General features: G+C 47.5%; 17 protein-coding genes. 1 reads left to right on the forward strand and 16 read right to left on the reverse strand.

The genetic code is table 11. The annotated features are described in order from the left end of the window. Nucleotides 1-2 precede the first annotated feature (2 nt). The 5 genes from I2H39_RS10180 to I2H39_RS10200 form a co-directional block, all read right to left on the reverse strand. The gene (locus I2H39_RS10180) at nucleotides 3-872 is read right to left on the reverse strand and encodes a ketose-bisphosphate aldolase (protein WP_195626389.1); all 870 of its coding nucleotides are present in this window, start codon (nucleotides 870-872) and stop codon (nucleotides 3-5) included. A gap of 36 nt (nucleotides 873-908) precedes the next feature. Continuing rightward, complete coding sequence (locus tag I2H39_RS10185; protein WP_138310803.1) at nucleotides 909-1,997, reverse strand: PTS fructose transporter subunit IIC; 1,089 nt, start codon at nucleotides 1,995-1,997, stop codon at nucleotides 909-911. Between the two features lie 4 nt (nucleotides 1,998-2,001). Further along, a complete protein-coding gene (locus I2H39_RS10190) occupies nucleotides 2,002-2,331 on the reverse strand; it encodes a PTS fructose transporter subunit IIB (protein WP_138310802.1) in 330 nt (109 codons plus the stop codon). A 65-nt stretch (nucleotides 2,332-2,396) separates the two neighbouring features. Then, on the reverse strand, nucleotides 2,397-2,843 hold the full coding sequence (locus I2H39_RS10195) for a PTS sugar transporter subunit IIA (protein WP_138310801.1): 447 nt from the start codon (nucleotides 2,841-2,843) through the stop codon (nucleotides 2,397-2,399). Beyond that, on the reverse strand, nucleotides 2,840-4,945 hold the full coding sequence (locus tag I2H39_RS10200) for a PTS sugar transporter subunit IIA (protein ID WP_227146370.1): 2,106 nt from the start codon (nucleotides 4,943-4,945) through the stop codon (nucleotides 2,840-2,842). The genes I2H39_RS10195 and I2H39_RS10200 overlap by 4 nt, the downstream gene beginning before the upstream one ends. Before the next feature lie 235 nt (nucleotides 4,946-5,180). On the opposite strand from I2H39_RS10200, the gene I2H39_RS10205 reads away from it, so the two are divergent. Then, nucleotides 5,181-6,098: a helix-turn-helix domain-containing protein gene (locus tag I2H39_RS10205; RefSeq protein ID WP_240305260.1), complete on the forward strand. Its 918-nt coding sequence runs from the start codon at nucleotides 5,181-5,183 to the stop codon at nucleotides 6,096-6,098. 85 nt (nucleotides 6,099-6,183) lie between these two features. Here I2H39_RS10205 and I2H39_RS10210 read toward each other — a convergent pair whose 3' ends face one another. The 11 genes from I2H39_RS10210 to I2H39_RS10260 all read right to left on the reverse strand — a co-directional run bounded on the left by I2H39_RS10210 (nucleotide 6,184) and on the right by I2H39_RS10260 (nucleotide 19,104). Further along, nucleotides 6,184-7,089 carry a class II fructose-bisphosphate aldolase gene (locus tag I2H39_RS10210; protein ID WP_347708578.1) on the reverse strand — a complete coding sequence of 302 codons (906 nt, stop codon included), beginning with the start codon at nucleotides 7,087-7,089 and terminating at the stop codon, nucleotides 6,184-6,186. A 32-nt stretch (nucleotides 7,090-7,121) separates the two neighbouring features. Next, nucleotides 7,122-8,159: an NAD(P)-dependent alcohol dehydrogenase gene (locus tag I2H39_RS10215; protein ID WP_195626390.1), complete on the reverse strand. Its 1,038-nt coding sequence runs from the start codon at nucleotides 8,157-8,159 to the stop codon at nucleotides 7,122-7,124. Nucleotides 8,160-8,161: 2 nt separating this feature from the next. Further along, the gene (locus I2H39_RS10220; protein ID WP_138310797.1) at nucleotides 8,162-8,992 is read right to left on the reverse strand and encodes a carbohydrate ABC transporter permease; all 831 of its coding nucleotides are present in this window, start codon (nucleotides 8,990-8,992) and stop codon (nucleotides 8,162-8,164) included. Further along, entirely contained in the window at nucleotides 8,979-9,896 is a 918-nt protein-coding gene (locus tag I2H39_RS10225; protein WP_138310796.1) for a sugar ABC transporter permease, read from the reverse strand. The genes I2H39_RS10220 and I2H39_RS10225 overlap by 14 nt, the downstream gene beginning before the upstream one ends. 26 nt (nucleotides 9,897-9,922) lie before the next feature. Beyond that, nucleotides 9,923-11,272, reverse strand: coding sequence for a sugar ABC transporter substrate-binding protein (locus I2H39_RS10230; RefSeq protein WP_138310795.1), 1,350 nt, complete (start codon nucleotides 11,270-11,272; stop codon nucleotides 9,923-9,925). A gap of 31 nt (nucleotides 11,273-11,303) precedes the next feature. Further along, complete coding sequence (locus tag I2H39_RS10235) at nucleotides 11,304-12,395, reverse strand: carbohydrate kinase family protein (protein ID WP_138310794.1); 1,092 nt, start codon at nucleotides 12,393-12,395, stop codon at nucleotides 11,304-11,306. Between the two features lie 401 nt (nucleotides 12,396-12,796). Continuing rightward, complete coding sequence (locus I2H39_RS10240) at nucleotides 12,797-14,350, reverse strand: response regulator (protein WP_138310793.1); 1,554 nt, start codon at nucleotides 14,348-14,350, stop codon at nucleotides 12,797-12,799. Further along, a complete protein-coding gene (locus I2H39_RS10245; protein WP_227146361.1) occupies nucleotides 14,343-16,076 on the reverse strand; it encodes a sensor histidine kinase in 1,734 nt (577 codons plus the stop codon). The genes I2H39_RS10240 and I2H39_RS10245 overlap by 8 nt, the downstream gene beginning before the upstream one ends. Nucleotides 16,077-16,199: 123 nt before the next feature. After that, on the reverse strand, nucleotides 16,200-17,177 hold the full coding sequence (locus tag I2H39_RS10250) for a family 43 glycosylhydrolase (protein ID WP_138310791.1): 978 nt from the start codon (nucleotides 17,175-17,177) through the stop codon (nucleotides 16,200-16,202). Then, on the reverse strand, nucleotides 17,171-18,148 hold the full coding sequence (locus I2H39_RS10255) for an ABC transporter permease (protein ID WP_138310790.1): 978 nt from the start codon (nucleotides 18,146-18,148) through the stop codon (nucleotides 17,171-17,173). The genes I2H39_RS10250 and I2H39_RS10255 overlap by 7 nt, the downstream gene beginning before the upstream one ends. Beyond that, nucleotides 18,124-19,104 (reverse strand): ABC transporter permease, encoded by a 981-nt coding sequence (locus I2H39_RS10260; RefSeq protein ID WP_138310789.1) that lies wholly within the window; start codon nucleotides 19,102-19,104, stop codon nucleotides 18,124-18,126. Before I2H39_RS10260 ends, I2H39_RS10255 begins: the two co-directional genes overlap by 25 nt. Nucleotides 19,105-19,110 lie beyond the last annotated feature (6 nt).

Below are 19,110 nucleotides of genomic sequence, written 5' to 3' on the forward strand. Positions count from 1 at the left end.
TATTATTTTATGTAGCAATGTGCCTTCCCGGCGCAGCCCAGTACCTGCATCTTTGTCCCTGCCACCTTCCTTACCTCCTGCACTGCATCCTTAAGGACCTGGGTGGGACTGACCTGGGTGGGATGATTTGTCACAAATTCCCTTACGCTCTGATAATAGGCATGTTTGAACTCACTGGATATATTTACCTTGTGAATCCCCGTCCTGCAGGCAGCGGCAACCTCCTCATGGGGCGTGCCGGAGCCTCCGTGAAGCACCAGAGGCACCGGCACCGCGGCAGCCAGTTCTTTCAGAAGCTCCAGCTGCAGTCTGGGCACATATCCCTTTGGAAGAATGCCGTGCACCGTGCCGATGGAAACCGCCAGGGCATCCACTCCGGTGTCCTCCACAAACCGTCTGGCCAGCTCCGGTGATGTGTATACCATATCCCGGACCGTGCCGCTGGCATAGTCCGCTGTCTCCCCTATGGTCCCAATTTCCCCTTCCACCGACACGCCGGCCCCATGGGCTGCCTCCACCACCCGGCGGGTGCATTCCACGTTCTGGTTATACTCCATCTGCGAGCCGTCAAACATGACAGAGGTAAAGCCTGCCTGAATGGCGCGGATGCACCCCTCATAGGACTTGCTGTGGTCGTAGTGAAGCACAAATGGATTCCTGCTGCCCTGCAGGCGGACCGAAAAGTACAGGTACAGTTCCCGCTCCGAAAACTGAAATTCATTGGGAGAAACCTGGATGATAGCCGGAGATTCCAAGTGTTCCGCTTCCTCCACAATAGCTTTGAACATAGTGCTTTCTGTTACATTGAACCCTCCCACTGCAAAATTCCCCTTTACAGCAGGCTCCAGTATTTTCTGCAGATTCAGCAGCATTTTTTATCCTCCTATCAGACAATATCTGTGATGTCGCTAAAAGTTCTCAAATGTCATTCCATCGGTGGTGGTTTCCCCGTTTTCCTGCTCCATGCCAAAATCCATGGAATCGTCTTCCGTGACCACCTTCTTCCACAGGGAAAGTATAACTCCCATGATAACGCCTCCCATGGCTACCATGGCAGCCATCATCAAAGGTTTATTGGACAGCGGGATAATGAACCATCCGCCTGCTGTTACATAATTCTCAATTCCCAGCACCATGGTGAGTCCTCCTGCTATGGATGTGGCAATCACGGAAGATCCGATTACACGCAACGGGTCGTTCATGGCCAACGGAATCACGCCTTCTGTAATCATGCATATACCCATTGGGAACGCAGCCTTTACAGCTTCCTTCTCAGCCTTTGTGTACTTGTTCCTGGTGAGAATGTAGGAAAGGGTTACGCCCATAGGAGGAATCATACATGTAACCAGCTTCACTGCCTCCGGACCGTATATGCCGTCCACCAGCAGGCCGTTTGCAAACAGAGAAGCTGTCTTGCCGATGGGACCGCCAAAGTCAACGCCGCACATGCCTCCCACAATGGCTCCCAGAATGAATTTGGAACCGCCCTGAAGTCCTATCAGCCAATTCTGCAATGCATTGATGACAAAAGCAACCGGCTTTCCTATAACAGCAAACATAAGGGCACCGCAAATCAATGTGGTCAGGAACGGAAGAATAAGTACAGGAACCAGACCCTGCATGGTCTTGGGCACCTTCAGATATTTCTTCAGAAACAGCACTGTATAGCCCACAAGGAAGGCTGCTATAATGCCTCCGATGAATCCGGTATAAATCTCCGAAGCAATGGACCCCAGAATCAATCCAGGTGCAATAGCCGGCCTGTCCGCAATGGAATACGCAATGGCAGCCGTAATCACAGGCACCACAAAGCCCATACCAACCTTACCGGTCCTCCAGATATACCATATCAGTGTTCCCTCTGCCTCGGATACCTTGGTCCCTCCAATGGCGGTTCCCAGTGCCATACATAAGCCTGCGCCCACAACAATGGGAATCATGAATGATATTCCTGTCATCACATGCTTCTTAATCTCTGATAATTTAAACCCACCCATAATCTTAATCCCCTCCGTTTTTCTTTTTTGCCAGCGCTTCCTCAATGCTCTGAAGCAGCGCTCCGGTATTTTTCATAGCCTTCTCCGTGCTCATGCGCACCACTGGTTTTCCCTTAAACCGGTTTTCCCCTGAAATCTTCACGTCAATGGCCAAAATGACCACATCGGCAGCTTGGATTTCCTCCGGTGTCAGCTGTTCCTCGATTCCAATGCTTCCCTGTGTCTCGATTCTGCATGTGTATCCCAGCTTCCTGGCTGCCTGCTCCAGCTTTTCCTTGACAATGTATGTATGGGCAATGCCCGCCGTACATGCCGTAACCCCTACTATATTCATCCTTTATTTCCTCCTGTTCGTCATAAACACGCTGCTCCTGTATTCCGCGAATCCAGTGAAGCAGCCTAACAAAATGCTTCCAGAATGTCTTCCTTTGTGCTGCTTCCCATCAGTTTTTTGCATGTCCCTTCCTGTGCCAGCTTCTTGGCAACGCTGGCCATGAGGCGCAGGAAGTAGTCATCCTTATCCCTTTGATTGATGGCAAATACGATAAACACCTGCACAGGCAGGCCATCCAGAGTCTCCCATTGTATGGGGCGTTCCAGCTTAAGGACCGATATACAGTTGCGTTTCACAGCCGCCGACTTTCCATGGGGAATGGCGATTCCGTCCCCAATGCCTGTCTTTCCCTGTGACTCCCTTATATATAAATCCTGCTTGAACGCTTCCTTGGATGTAATGCTGCCGTCCTTTAAAAGAAGGTCGCACACATATTCAAACACCTCCTCCTTATTCTGCGCCCTTACATTGACGGCCACTGCATTTTCATTGATTACTTCCAGCAGATTCATGCTCTCCTGTCTCCTTTTACCATAGAATTTAAATAATCTGTAATTTCTTCCTGTCCCCTCAGGCCGTGGAATTCCTCATAGGCCTCCTTGTCATCCAGCAATGTGACAATGGCGGAATAAAAACGGATGATTTGTCCCTTTGCCTTAAACCGTTCATCCAGATTCAGGGCCAGAAGAAATATCCGGTCCACGCTCCTGTCCCTGCCCCAATCCACCGGCTCCTCCAATATGGCGGCTGCAATCGCCGGGTGGCAGACGCAGGAAGCAGCTCCATGGGGAATGGCAACTCCAAGGTCCAGCACAGTGGATGTGGTTTCCTCCCGGTCCAGTACGGTCTGCTCATAATCCTCCGTTACATAGCCTGCCTCCGCCAGTCTGGCGCACAGAAAGGATATGATTTCCCTTTTATGGGTCTTTCCCGGAAAATGGTATATCAGGGAGGAATGAAACAGCTGATACTCGGAGTATTCCGCCTTCGCCGCAATCCGCCTCATCTTCTTTTTCCGGACCAGTTTCATTTTATTCTGAATCTGCTGTATGTCCCAGGGCTGCAGCACATTACCAATCTGTACCGCATCCTTTCCCGCAAATACATTTCCCACCGGAACAGATGATATGAGAAAATCACACCGGCTCTTCTGAATCTTGAGTGTATCCCTGGTAGTCAGCACATCTACCACATGTATGTTCTGTATGGAGCGCTCAATCTGTTCCTTGAGGATTCTGGATATACCGATACCGTGGTTGCACAGGATACACACCTCCACTCCCACATTCAGGCGTTCAATGGCCCCGCCTATATATAATGCCAGGTAAGCCACCTCGTCCTCCCCGATTCTCACCCCCAGCTCAGACTCAATGACAAGGCTGGCTGACCAGGCGGCTGCGTATATATTGGGATACTTGGACTTCACAACCTCCTTCAGGGGATTTTCCTCCGGTATGTTGTACCCCAGCTTCAGGATTTTGGATTTCATGTACAGCAGCAGGCTGTCAAACAGGTATTCATCCCTGCCAAGACCCTGCCCCAGGATATTGCCGGTAATGGAAATCACTTTATCCGTCACCCGGCAGATGTTTTGGTTTGCCTCCATAAAGGTCCGCCTGGATGTCTCTCCTGTAAACTCCTGTATTTCTGCAATCCCCAAAGCCAGTACCACAAACTGCTTCTCGCCCTCAGGAAAGCTGATGCTATAATATTTCTTAAGGCTTTCTATGCATATTTCTCCCATATTCCGGTCGTATTCCACACCCTGGTACGCCATGCAGGTCCGCATATGCCGCTGATGTTCTGAGCCCTGCCCTTCTGAACCCTGACTTTCTGAACCCTGCCTTTCTTTAGCCCCATACTCAAAATCCGCAGCCGGAATCTCCGCAAATTCCTTTTTCCTGATTCGTATAACGCATAATGAGAGAAGGAAGGAAAGCTGCTGGTACCCGTCAAAACTGTAGTGTATCCCGAATTCCCGTTCCAGCCCTGCGATGGCCCCTGTAACCCCGGTCATATCAAAGCCCCACAAAAACTTCTCTGTCTGGTTTTTCAGCGACTGGTCCCCAAACTCCTGGCGTTTCCTGGATATATCCGCAAAAAGCACCCACATGGCCATGCGCCAATCGTACTCGCTGCACTCAATCTGCAACCCCTGTCCTCTCTTACAGGTAACGGCTATCCTATGGGCCTCCAGCCATGCGGCCGCCTGATTGGTGGCCTTTTCAGCGTCCAGCCTGCTGATGAGAAGCCTCTGTTCCAGCTTCATCTTCTGTATGCTTCTCTGCTTCAGCAGCAGCTCCAGTATCTGGAACTGGTTGTCCGTGCCGTAGAGCTCCATCTGGTTCTCATCGTTCCATGCCTGCTTTGCAGCTGCCCAGTCCTTCTCTTTCATGAGACAGACGCCTTTGTTACTCTTAGAGACAACCTTTCCCAGCCCGTGTTCTTCCAGGAAACTTCCCAGCTGCTTCAAATCGTTCCTGATAGTCTTAAGGGAACACTGCATCTCTGCCGCCAGATACTCTACAGTCACGAATCCATCTGACCTGTACAGCAGCTTCAGAATTTTATATTGCCGTTCCTGCATCATGTTCCCTCCTGTATCCTGTTCCATCGCCCTGCCATCCCTTCGGTAATCTTATATTAACAGTTTTCCATTGCTTTCTATTACCATAATATTGACAGAAAGCAGTTGTTTTCTTCAAAAGTTTTTCCAAATTCCATGATGCGCCTTTTATGCGTTACTCACAATGGATTTTTACTATTCTTTCTGTGTTTTTTGCATTTCTTTTGATGTTTAATTAAATAGTTGCATAAATCCTGGTATGTTATGTACAATAATTGGAATTATGAGAACTTGCAAGGGAGGTGACCTGCTCAAGATTATGCCCGCTAAAACACCCATATCCCCCCATTTTTCCGAGGATTTTTCGTTCAAATACAAAGTGACCTACGGCCCGGAGCAGCATGAATATCATACCCACAAACAGTTTGACATCATATTCATGCTCACGCCCAATACGGTCTGTCATGTAAGCGAAAAAAACTGGAAGGTTCCCAAAAACAGTATTATTTTATTCAATAATATGGATTTGCATAAGATTACCCTGAATACCCGCGAACGTTTTGAACGGTATACGCTTTCCTTTAAACCCGAATACATTGAATCCCTGTCCTCCAAGGAAACGGATTTGCTGGAATGTTTTTTCTTAAGGCCGTTCTCAAATCCATATATCCTGCCGCTGACCATTTCCCAGGCAGAGGAATGTCTGGCCCAGCTAAAACGGCTGGTTGCATGCAACGATGATACCACCAAACAGGATTACGGCTACGACCTGAAAGTCAAATTCCTTCTGGGAGAATTTTTGATTTTTATAAATAACCTGTACCGGAAGTACCATAATATTTCATCCGATACCATAACCTCGTCCTACAGCCTGATTTACTCCGTCATCAACCATATCCATACGCACCTGAGCGACGAGCTTTCCCTGGAGCTGCTGTCCTCCACTTTTTATATTAACAAATTTTATCTGTGCAATCTTTTTAAGAATGTGACAGGCACTTCACCAAACCAGTATATCATCAGCTGCCGTATCATGAGGGCAAAGGAACTTCTATCACAAAATCTTCCCGTAGATTCTGTATGCGGTCTTGTCGGTTATAAAAACCTGTCCCATTTCAGCCGTATCTTCAAACAGCACACCGGTCTCAGTCCAAAACAATATTCTAAGTTCAAACAGGCGGAGGATTTTAAACGGAAATAAGGGTGGAAACCTCTGGTATCGGTTCCACCCTTGTTCATTTTCCTTCATCGTTATACCTGTATATTTTCTTTCCGGCCTTTTCCCCTTATTCTCCCCCATCCGTCTCTGTCTGCGCAAAGCCATACTGAAAGGTTGACCTTCTCCGGAAATTAGCTGCCCTTCCCTGGGAGCCGGTCAGGCCAATGAAATGCTTTCCAATTTTTCTGGCCGCCTGCTCGGTCAGGGACATCAGGCTTAACAGGTCAATTTCCGGCGTCTCCTCCAGTGTCTTCCTGATTTCATCGCGGACATAATTAAATATTTCCGTGCAGACATTCACCTTGTTTATACCTGCCTCCACTGCCTTTTTTATATTTTCATCCCCTGAACCGGAACCTCCGTGAAGAGCAATGGGCACATCCGTCACTTCCTTGACAGCCCGTATGATATCAAAACGTATTTCAGGGGTAACGCCCTTTGGGTACTGTCCATGGGCCGTACCACAGGCAATGGCCAGGCAGTCTGCATGGGTCCGGCTCAGAAACTCCGTTACATCCTCAGGCCGCGTATAGCAGGAATCATCTGTCTGGTCTCCCAGGGCAGCCTGTCCCACATGGCCCAGTTCTGCTTCCACCGCCACTCCCTGGGGATGACACAGCTCTATGACCCTTTTCGTTCTTTTTACATTCTCCTCCATCTCATAAGCAGAAGCGTCAATCATGATAGAGGAGAAACCGTTCCTATATGCATGTGTAATCACATCCCAGTCCCTTCCGTGGTCCAGAATCAGGGCCACCGGGACATTGGTCTCCTCTGCCAGCGTCTTTATCAGAGGCACCATCACATCCGCCCTGGCATGTCTGGTCATCTGCATCTGACCCATAAGAATGATTAACGGCGCCTGGAGTTCATCAGCAGCCGCTATCAGCCCCCTTGCCAATTCCAGGTTGATGGCGGATGCAGCCAATACGCCGTAATGATTTCTGGATGCGTCATCCAGTATTGTCTTCACATCTGTATACATATGTTCCTGTCCCCGTCTTTCTACATCCGAATCACTGTTTTGACAGCTTCCTGTTTTTTTGTAATGGCATACTCCATGGCTGCCTGTATGGTTTCAAATTCAAAATAATTGGTCACTATCTTCTTTGGTTCCGCCTGCCCCTCGCCGCAAAGCTCTATGGCTGCCGGATACAGGTTCCGATAACGGAATACTCCCAGTATGTCCGCCTCCTTTGAATTTGTTTTGAAAAAATTGAATGGAGTTTCCCCGAACACATTCCCGACCATTACAATTTTTCCCCCTCGTTTCACCAGGTCCGCTGTCAATGCGGCTGTTCTCTGGCTTCCCGCAGTCTCAAATACCACGTCATATCCTTTATTGCCGGTTATCTGCGCGGTCCTTGTCACAATATCCTCTTTTGATGAATTGACCGTATGTCTGGCGCCTATGGTGCCGGCCATATTCAGCCGGTTTTCATATAAATCCGATATGGTCACATTTGTGATTCCCCTGGCCAGACATGCCTCCAGGGTCATAAGCCCGATGCACCCTGCTCCCAGTATCAGCACGGCCTGTCCGGTCCCGGGATTGGCCCGGTTTACTGAATGCATTCCCACCACAAGCGGCTCCAGCAAAGCTCCTTCCACTGTGTCCATTGCATCGGGCAGTTTGAATGTCCATCTGGCGGGATGACTGACGTAACGGCTGAATGCGCCGTTCAGCCATGGTCTGGCCCCCAGAAACCGTACGTCCGGACACAGGTTATACCGTCCGCTCATACAAAACTCACAGGTCTGACAGGGTACGCCTGGCTCCAGCGCAACACGGTCGCCTGGTACGATTCCTTCTACCTTCTTTCCCACCTCCACTACGCGTCCGGCGCATTCATGGCCAAGCACTACCGGAAGCTTTATATCTTTTACCGCATAATACGGGTCCTCAAATATGTGCATATCGCTTCCGCAGATTCCCACATGGGCCACTTCAACCAACACATCCGTATCGGAAACGGACGGCATTTCACAATCCATAATCTCTAATCTCTGTTTATCTATCAAAAATGCTGCTTGATTCTTCATTTTTACCCCTTTACCGAACCGGCAGTCAGACCTGCCACCAGGTTCTTCTGTATAAACATGAACAGGATAACCACCGGTATCATGGCTGCCACTGCTCCTGCTGATATGATGTCCCATCTCAGGTCATACTCTCCTACCAGGGATGCCAATGAGACAGGAAGCGTCCTGTTATTGGAAGTCGTGAACATGACTGCAAACAAATACTCATTCCAGGAATTGATGAACACATAGGTGCCGGTAGCAATAAGCCCTGGCTTCAGCAGCGGCATTACCACATAATATAATAGCTGTGGGACATTGGCCCCGTCTATCTTGCCCGCCTCCTCTAACTCCAGAGGAATGCTCTTCATATATGAGGTGAGAAGCCATATGCTGAAGGGTATGGTAAACGTACAGTATGAAACCACCAATGCAACAGGAGAGCCTATGAGCTTCATCTTATTAAACACCACAAACAGCGGAGTCAGGTAAAGGACCGACGGAAACATATATAACAGCAGGATACCGCTGAGGGCCAGGTTCTTCCCCCTGAACCTGTACCTGGCAAAGGCATAGGATGCCATGGATGACACCAGCATGGAGATGCAGCTTGTAATGACTGCAATCACAATGCTGTGGAACATACTGGCCAGGAAATCCGTACCCGTAAAAAGCGTCACGTAATTCTGGAAGGTCGTTGCCCTGGGCAGTATTTTTATGTTGGTGGTATACAGTTCATCTGTAGGCTTTATGGAGGTCAGGAATGTCCATATGTAAGGAAATATCACAAAACACACTATCAGAATAAGCGGAATAAGCATTACAAGCTTCTGAATTCGTTTAGTCCTTTTCATCTTCATCCCCCCGCCTTGTCAGCTTTAAATATATGGTCATAAAGAGAATCATAAACAGGGTGCCGTAGATTGCTATGGTTGACCCCTGTCCGAAATCCAGGGATTTCTGCGCCTTGATATAGGCTACAAGGGATACAGTCATGGAGCTGTGGCCCGGTCCTCCTCCGGTCATCAGATAGAGCACCTCCACATTATTAAAGACCCATATGATTCTCAGCATGCAGGTAGTTATGATTGTGGGCATCAGCTCCGGCAGCGTGATATACACAAATTTCTGCCAGGAATTGGCCCCGCTTATATCCGCTGCCTCATACAGGTCCACGGATATGGTCTGCAGCGCTGCCAGTACCATGATGGCAAAGAAAGGAATTCCCTGCCATATCATGGTTACAATCTGGCTGTACAGCGCTGTCCGGGATGAGCCCAGCCACGGGACATTTTTGCTGATGATGCCCAAGGACGTCAGACATTTGTTCAGGACGCCAAAATTGCCGTTATAAATCCACACCCACATAAGCGCAATTACAACGCCCGGGGTGACCCAGGGCATCAGCGTAATGGAACGGATGATGCCCCTTCCCTTGAATGGGACGTTCAGAATCATGGCCAGCACCAGTCCAAACAGGAACTGACAGGCAACAGTGATTCCCACCCACTTTACCGTATTTCCCAGGGAAGCCAGAAATGTCTCATTCCTCCAGACAGATATGTAGTTTTCTAAACCGATAAACTGGCGGTTTACATAATCCGTCAATTTATAATACTGGAAACTGAGTCCCACTGCATAGCAGATTGGATAAATTATGACTCCCACCACCAGCAGAAATGCCGGCATTAACAATATAATGGGAACATATATGTCTGATTTCCTGCGCCTTTTTCCGGCTGCTTTTCCCCGATTCATACGCTCACCCTCTCATGGTTTTAGTCCTACATTTCCCCGTTCAGGCACTTGTCCAGCTGTTCCAGCATCTCCATGCTGCTCAGTTCTCCCATCAGGGCTCTCTGGAATGTCTGTGCCCATATTTCCTCTGTATAAGTTGTGATTTCAGGTCCTACCGGCAATGTATGGGCGGAAAGCATGTTGTCCATGGATACCTTATATGCCTGGTCATTTTTGTACTTGTCCAATGCCTGTACGGAAGACATGAACGGCACCTGCTGCAGCTTCTCACACCGCACATCATGAATCTCAGGTGAAGACGCCCATTTCACAAACTCCTCCGCTGCCTCCAGGTTCTTGGAATTAGGATTGATGGCCCATCCCGTCATTTCCTGACAGCCGAATGCCTGCCCGCTCTCTCCTGTGGGGACAGGTATCACCTCAAAATCATCGCCAAAGGTTTCTTTAATGGTTGTTATGGAAGCTATGTGATGATACAGCATGGCTGTGACGCCTGACTTAAAATTAGTAAGGACCTCACTGAATCCGTCCGTAATGGCTGAGGGCGGCACATAACCGTTCTGATACAGGTCAATGTACTTCTGGTTCATCTCAGCCAGCTTCTCGTCTGCCAGGGACGCCTTCCCCTCCCCATCATAGTAATCCTTATCCTTCAATGCGCTGAATACAAAGGATGACCACATGTAATGGCCGCCGTTGCCGCCGCGCATACCAAATCCGTACTGGTCTGTCTTGCCGTCCCCGTCCGTATCCACGGTCAGCTTTTCACAGGCATCAAAGAACTCATCCACGGTCTTCGGATAATCGATTCCCGCCTTCTCAAACATGGACTTACGGCAATACAGATACATCACAATGGTGGTACGCGGATACAGATACAGCTTATCCAGCCCCGCCCTCATCTGTTCCAGCATGAAATCGTCCACCTCATCTGCGTACTCCCAGCCCTCAAACACATCTTCCATATTCATCAGGCCGCCCATTCCGTACAGCTCCGGGGCCCACATGGGCTTACAGATAAACACATCCGGCCCTGTACCGGTACTGATGGCAGTTATAAGTTTATCGTGGAAGCTGGAAGAGGGTACGGATTCAAAGTTAACCTTAATGCGGTCCCCTGCATAGGCCTCCCACTTGTCCTTAAGCATGTTCTCAATGGTACCCTGTTCGTCCTCCCAGTACCAGTATGTCAGTTCAATGGGTTCCTGGCTTCCCTCCGTTCCGTCCTGCACCGCCTTCTCCGTCGCTGCCCCGGCTGTCTTCTCAGCCGCCTTTTCCGTGGAAGCGGAACCTCCCCCGCCGGAACACCCTGCCATGGAAAGGACCATTGATGCGCATAATCCCAATGCTGTCATTTTTGCCAAACCTTTTTTCATTATGAAATACCTCCTACTCCTTCTCTTTTGTTTACAACTCGTTTAACGGGCACAGACCGCTTATGGTATCATATGACTGAATACAGATGGACGCGGCCCATGCAGCTATCCCCAAAGCTGTCTTTGCATTATCCTCATGCAGGAACGAGGATAAAAATCCTGCAATTGCAATATCCCCTGCTCCGGTCCTGGACAAAATCCGTTTGACCTTTACGGGCTTCTGCCAGATTTTCCTGTCATACCACCCAGTCAGGCTGGCCGGAGCAGCCTTTCCCATATTTCCCCACCTCTCTTTCCCTGCTGTTCTCAGATACATCCCCTCATGCCCGCATTTCAGCATAACCACGGTGCCGCCCATTTCCAGAAGCTCATCCGCCAGTTTCTCAGCCATTCCTCTTATATCAATATAATCCAGAAGGTCGTTTGCCCCTGCTTTACGCACCATTTCAACGTAATCCTCCCTGTGCAGGAAAAATATACTTTCCTCCAGGCTTGGTAAAAATAAGTCAACATAGGGCAGTATCCGCTGCAGAATTGGTCTCCAGTCCACATGTCCCAGAAATGTCTTTAAATCCGGAAGGCTCATATCCAGAGAAATAGTGATTCCCTTGGACTTTACATTCTTTAACAAATCCTCCAGTTCCTCGCCCTCATGTTCCACCAGGTACTTCATACTGGGAGGATAGCCAAAGTGGAACAGCTTTACCCCTTCCAGCATTTCGTCCGTAATATCCGCTGCCTTGAAAAGCTGGGAAGCCCCCCTGCTGTGAAGCGTCATTTTATCCTTACCCGGAAGGGCAATGGCAACGCTGGCCGAGGACTGTTCCCCCATCATCTCAATCAGCGTATAATCCGCGTCATAGCGGTTTAAAATTTCCCTGACGATTTCCCCTACGGAATCGTCTCCGATTTTACTGACCAGCCTTACATCACATCCAAGCTTCTTTAACCCCAGACCTGTATTCCCTACTTCCCCGCCCAAATATATATGGGTATAAGAACATTCCGTGGTTTTGCCCTCGCTCAGGAATATTTCCGGTACGGGCTGCCCTTTCGGAATATATACTTCAGGAATAATATCCAATACAATGGAACCTGCCACTAATACCTTCTTACTCTCCATATATCCCCCATTTTTATGTAATTTGTATATTTTTTTGTGTTCCTGTCCCTGTCTATTAGAAATAATATCATATTCTATCGTACCTTTTTTTCTGTTTTGTCCTGATTTTTTTGCGTTTCTTGATGTGTTTTTAACTGTGATTTTTTTATTTTGATTTGAATTTTCTGATATAATTGAATATATTTCTTTTACTACGCGATAATTTTTATCTTGTTTTGTTATTTACATCCATATTACTGCTGATTTTATTCCCCCTCCCTGTATAGCTGTGGTTTTTTTACAACATTTGCAAGTTTTTATGCCGCTGCCGCAAAACCAGCAATTAAAACTGCCAACCTAAAAAGCCGGCTCACCCGGGCCGGCTTTTCCCATCAGAATTATTATTATGCAGCGTGTGGTATTTATTTTCTAAAATCCCCTGGCTTCTGTCCCGTATACCGTTTAAATGCCACATTGAACCAGGAGGGATTCTGGTATCCCACCCATTCAGCAATCTCATATACCTTCATATGCGTATTTTTCAACAAATCCATTGCTTTTTCAATACGCACCTTGGTCAGGTAATCCCCAAAGGATATTCCCATTTCCTTACTGAAAACAGAGCTGAAATAGCTGGCATTTATATAGACATATCCAGCCACATCATCCAGCCTCAAATCAGGGTTCTGATAATTCTCTTCTATATATTTCCTGGCCTTCTGCGCCACTGAGTTAGGTCTTAGCTTTTCCAGCCTGGCAATATAATCAGACACGCTCCATAACAGCTCCCTGAGTTTTCTGGACATGAATTCAGGATTGCTTTCATTCAAAACAGCGGCAATGGTGTCTGATACTGACAAAAACAAATCCTCTGGTTTACCTCCCGCTGTTCTCAACGTACGGATTGTCTCCAGCAGAATAGCTGAAACCATGGTACGTATAATTACCGGGGATGGTTTCGTCCGGTAAACATATGACAGAAATTCATCTGTAAATGTATTAACCTCACTTTCTCTCCCATCCTTCAGACACATTTCCAGGTTCCGGTTCCAGTCAGGCATATCCTTAAAGGATGGCTGTATTTCCTCCCGGACAGTGCGGTAGCGAATCAGACTTCTGTCTGTAAAAAAACGGTATTCCACAGCTTCCAGGCTTTGGCGGTAAGCAGCCGATAGTTCCCTGACAGAATCAACGGTATCGCTTATCCCCAGTACGGTTTCCGTATAATACCGGGAATAGATAGCCAGCAGTTTACGAAAGCTTATCTCTTTATCCCCTCTCATCATGACACAGAACACGGTCATCCGGTTCTGGTTCTGGAATTGTTTTATGTCTGCTGCATCTGCGTGTCCGGTCCTCCATTCTTCCAGGTGACGTTCCAGTTCCTCCATAAAGGACTCTTCCTGGTATTCAGGTCTCTCTGCATTTACCGAAGCCACACAGAATTTTGTAAACTGTTCCAGATACTTTGCCTCAGTCTCATTCAGGGCATTCACCCTTCCTCCAAGTGCCATCAGCTTAATTTTATTATCTAATATATTTTTCTGGGTCTGTTCCAGCACATTCCTGTATGTATTTAATATCTTCTCTCCTGACCTGACCTTCTGTATTTTTAAAACAGCTTCCTTTAACAGATGAATCAGCTTATCCGTATCAATGGGTTTCAGCAGATACGCAAAGGCGCCCAGATTAAGGGACTGCTGGGCATATTCAAACTGGTCATAGCTGCTAATCATGATAACCACGCAGTCCGGCCTTTGTTCCTTTGCCAGGGCCAGAAGTTCAATTCCATTCATCATAGGCATTTTCACATCTGTTATAATCACTTCCGGAGCCATCATTCTTACCAGCTCCACAGCCTCCCTCCCATTGGATGCCTGTCCCACCAGTTCCAGACCCAAAGCAGTCCAGTCTATAAAGTTTGACAGTCCCTCCCTGATGATATCTTCATCATCCACAAGAATGGCCTTAATCATACACCTTTCCCTCCCTCCTGCTGTCGTTGATGCTAAATGACACCCTGGTGCCTTCCCCAAACCGGCTCTCAATCTTCAAAGCAGACTCTTCCCCAAAATAATTACATAACCTTTGATTCGTATTATACATACCGAAACCCACTTCCCCCATTTCCTTTAACCCGGTCTGAAGCCGTTCCAACTGAGCCGGTGTCATTCCAATGCCATCATCAGCGACTGTTATCCTGATTCTGTCTTGTGCTTCACGGGCAATCTCAATCAAAACATGCCCGCCTTCCGGTTTTTCCTGGATGCCGTGATAAATAGCGTTCTCCACCAATGGCTGCAGGGTCAGCTTAGGTATGGGACAGTCCAGCATGGTATTCTCTGTTAAATGGATGGAAAAATTGATTTTATCCCTGTATCTGGTATTTTGAATCTTAACGTATTCCCTGACGTGTTCCAGTTCCTCCCTTAGCATTATGATATTCCGTCCCCTGCTTAACCCAATACGGAAAAATTTGGAGAGTGATGTAATCACGCTGATTGCCTTTTCATTTTCTTTGGACCGTATCAGCCATATTACGGTTTCAAGGGTATTATACAGGAAATGCGGATTAATCTGCATTTGAAGTGTCTTTAATTCTGCTTCCCTCAGATTTTCCTGTTCCTTATTATTGACCGCAATCAGATGCCTTGTAAAATCCATCATATTGTTAAACTTATTGCCCAGAACCGCCAGCTCGTCCTTATATTTCACATGCATCTGAACAGCAAATTCCTTTTGTTCCGCCTGTTCCATAAGGTCAATTAATTTATTGATAGGATTGGTCACTGTACCGGAAATGACGCTGGTGACCTTAACCGCCAGCAGTATCATCAAAAATATCACCAGCCCGAGCCAGATTCCCAGGTTAATAATCCTTCCCAGCAGAATGGCCTTGGGGATATAGGATTCCACAGTCCATCCATTATCCATTGTCTCTGTATAATAAAATACGGAATGGTTCCTGTTCCTGTCCTTATGGCTTTTTGCTTCACCGGAATCATTACCAGTACCATTTTTTTGAAACAGAATAGTATTTTCCCCATCAAGTACCTGAATGACCCCGTTTTCTATATTGCCGAATTCCCGGATGATATATTCAATAGAATCAGCCTCTATTTCCACCAATACCACGCCGATTCTGTTTCCATTGGCCTTATTTATCACCGGGCATCCCATGGCAGCATAGGACCGGTCAATGGATTTAACTGTCCTGGAATAAACCTTAGGCCCAAACCACACGACCCCATCCGCTTCATGGATGCGCCGGTACCATTCTTCCTTCCTAAAATCTGTTTCCTGAAATGCCACATTATGGGACTTAAAGTTAAAACCATTATCCCCCAGCACATATAAGCCTCCGAACTCATTAATTGTATATCCTGCCAGCTGGTACAACTCAAAATCATATTTCAGCTCTGTTGCATATCTATCTCTGATATCCTCCGGCATCTCTGCGTTCAGGATGCTCTGGAAAATCGAATTGTTCTCCACAAGACCTGACAGGTTTTCCGCTTCATTGAAGATGTCATTCAGATTATCCGCCACAGACTGCGCCGACTGATTGCTGAAGGAATAGGCCAGTTCCTCCACAATCCGGTAAGATGCAATGTAGGATATACCCGCCACCAAAAGCATGGCCACAATTACCATAGTGGAAAAGTATATCATCAGCCTGGTGTGAAGTTTATAATTCATCATATGAGCGTATATTTTTTTCATGAATCCCATAAAGCAGGTATAGAGAACGCTCCAAACTTAGCCTGGAGTGTTCTCTTAAACCTGCTGCCTTTCATAAAATTTATGCAGTTCACCATATAACCATCAGCAATTCCAGAAGTCCCGTCCATCATGTATTGCAATTCCTATGCGCTCTGTGGTTCCTGTTCTGGCATTGAAGTACATCAGCCACCTGTCATAATCCTTATCATAATACAGGAATGGCTTATAAATGGATTCACAATCCCATGCCCCCGGCAGTCCGGCCGAAATAATGGGGTTCATGGGATGGCGTTCCCATCCGCTTACACCGTCCTTTGACCTGGCCAGACAGATTCTGGCTTTAAACAAGTCCTCATAACCAATATAGAACATATAATACCAGCCATCCATTTCTATCACCTGACAGCCGGCCACATGGGCCCGTTCCCAAAGATTCTTTTTATCAGGCGTAAAGACCGGATTCCCTCCGCATTTTTCCCACACAATTCCATCCTGGCTCTCGGCATAGCCAATGGCATCCGGCTCAAACCACCCTCCTCCGCAATACCACAGCTTATATATTTTCCGCTCCTGGTCCCACAAAACAGTGGGGCACATTAAGGAACGCTTTTCCCAGGTCTGATTTGGTACCAGTACCGGCTCTTCCAGTCTTTCCCAACTGATTCCATCCCTGCTCCAGGCATACCCTATGACAGACCCGCCTTTATCCTCCTTAGATGCCTCCATATATGAGTCCACCCATTTTTTCTGATTAAATCCTCCGGTTGTCTGGCTGGAATACCACATACGAAACATTCCATCCCTGTAATCAATGGCTGGTCTGTTTAAATCTTCCTCCCATGGAATCTCCGGTCTGGGACTTAACACCACATGGCGTTCCCCCCAATGAAGGCCATCCTCACTTTCTGTGTATGCTATACTGTAATGTGTCCTCCAGGAAAAGTACATTCTCAGCTTGTCTCCTGCTTTTAATACATGATTGTCGAAACAAAAATCCCCGTCTTCCCCAATAACAGGGTTGTGCTCATACTTCCTCCACCCGGCCTGACATCCAACGGTATATGGATTGTAATTCAACATATAGCTTCCTCCTCACTCTTTTTCGTTTTTATCTGTTCCAGTCCGGACTGCATAATAACAATCACCAGAATAAGAAATCCCATGATTACATTCTGCCACCATGTACTGATATTTCCCTGCATGTTAAAAATATTTGCTATCATGCTCATGGTAAACACACCAAACAACGTGCCTGCCATATGGCCTATGCCTCCGGTCAGAAGCGTTCCGCCAAGGACCACTGCTGCAATAACCTGCATCTCATAAAGTTCTCCCGCCGTAGACTGGGCAGCCCCCAGCCTGGAGGCGAGAATCAGACCTGACATGGCAGCGCCGATGCCGCACAGCATATATGATAGGATGATAGTCCTGTCAATCCGGATTCCCATCATCCTGGCTCCTTCCCTGTTTCCTCCTGTGGCATATACGCTCCGTCCAAATCTGGTATACTTAAGGCTGTAGGCCCCAATCAGCACAAAGAGAAGGAACAGGATTCCGGGAACCGGCAGCCCCAGTATCTTTCCCCTTCCAATCATCTGAAAGGCCGGAGAAACCTTTTCCACATCCACCGAGCTTTCATTGGTCATGATGTAGGCTATCCCTCTGAGGCACATCATCATGGACAGGGATGTAATCCAGGGCGGTACTTCCAGTTTGGTTACAAAGGTCCCGTTTATAATTCCAATCAGTGCTCCCGCACACAGAGGAACCAGAATGGCAGCCCCAATATTCACCGAGCACATCCGTGCTGCCAGAATACCGCACACAGCTACAGTGGAACCTACCGACAAATCGATGCACCCTGTTATGATAACAAATGTCATCCCCACAGCTATGACTCCTATTATGCTGGACTGCCTGAATAGATTTACCAGATTGATGGGGGTAAAGAACTGTTTATACCGCAGGGCTGATATGAGGAAAAGCATCAGGAATACAACCACCGCGCTCTTTTCCTGTATCCAGACTATATATTTTTTTGAACCGCCCATGTATTTACCTCCGTCCTCTTCCTAAATCCTGCCAATCTTGTAAATTTTCCGTTCTGGGCACAGACCGCAATGATGACAACCAGCGTCTTGATGACCAGAGAATAGGAATACGGCACATTGTTCATATTCACCATTACTGTTATTATCTGCATAATGAACACACCGGCCACGGTTCCTGCCAGGTTTGCTTTCCCCCCTGCCATATTGGTACCACCGATTGCAGTAGAGGCAATGGCATCCACTTCAATTTGAAGTCCAAAATTAATGGGGTCTGCCGCGGACATACGCAGGGCCTCTACCAATCCGGCTGCACCGGCAAGAAAACCACTGAGCATATAAATAAGGACCATCATGCCTGAAATCCTGATTCCCGAGAGCCTGGCTGCCTTCGGGTTGTCTCCTATGGTTTCGACATAAACGCCGAAGCGCATCCGCTTCATCAATATGTACATGGCGCCAACTGCCATTATTATAAACAGGGCCTGGATTGGCACTAAGCCAAAAACCTTATAAAATCCAAGATTTGATATAACTGGATGGGAAAAGGAATATGTCCTTCCATCATTAACCAGTTCCGCAAACCCCCGGACCATGTTCATCATTCCCAGGGTAACAATCATTGGCTGTATGGAAAATCTGGCAATGATGAACCCGTTTACTGCTCCGCAGAAAATAGCCAGCGCCAACGCGCTTATAAACGCACCGATTACCGAAACGTCTAAAAGTCTGGCAAACACAATGGCGCTTAAGGCCATAACGGGCCCAATGGAAATGTCAATTCCGCCTGAAGCAATGGCCGCTGTCATTCCAAGGGAGACAAACATTACGGTCGTGCTCTGAATCATGATGTTCCAGCAGGTATTCAGGCTGAAGAAATTCCTGGTAACCAGACTATTAAACACTACCATTGCAAAGAGGGCCAGGTATACTCCGTATTTTTTCAATAATTTACTCATATCACG

The sequence above is a fragment of the Clostridium sp. 1001283B150225_161107_B6 genome, from assembly GCF_015556325.1.
Lineage (GTDB): Bacteria > Bacillota > Clostridia > Lachnospirales > Lachnospiraceae > Enterocloster.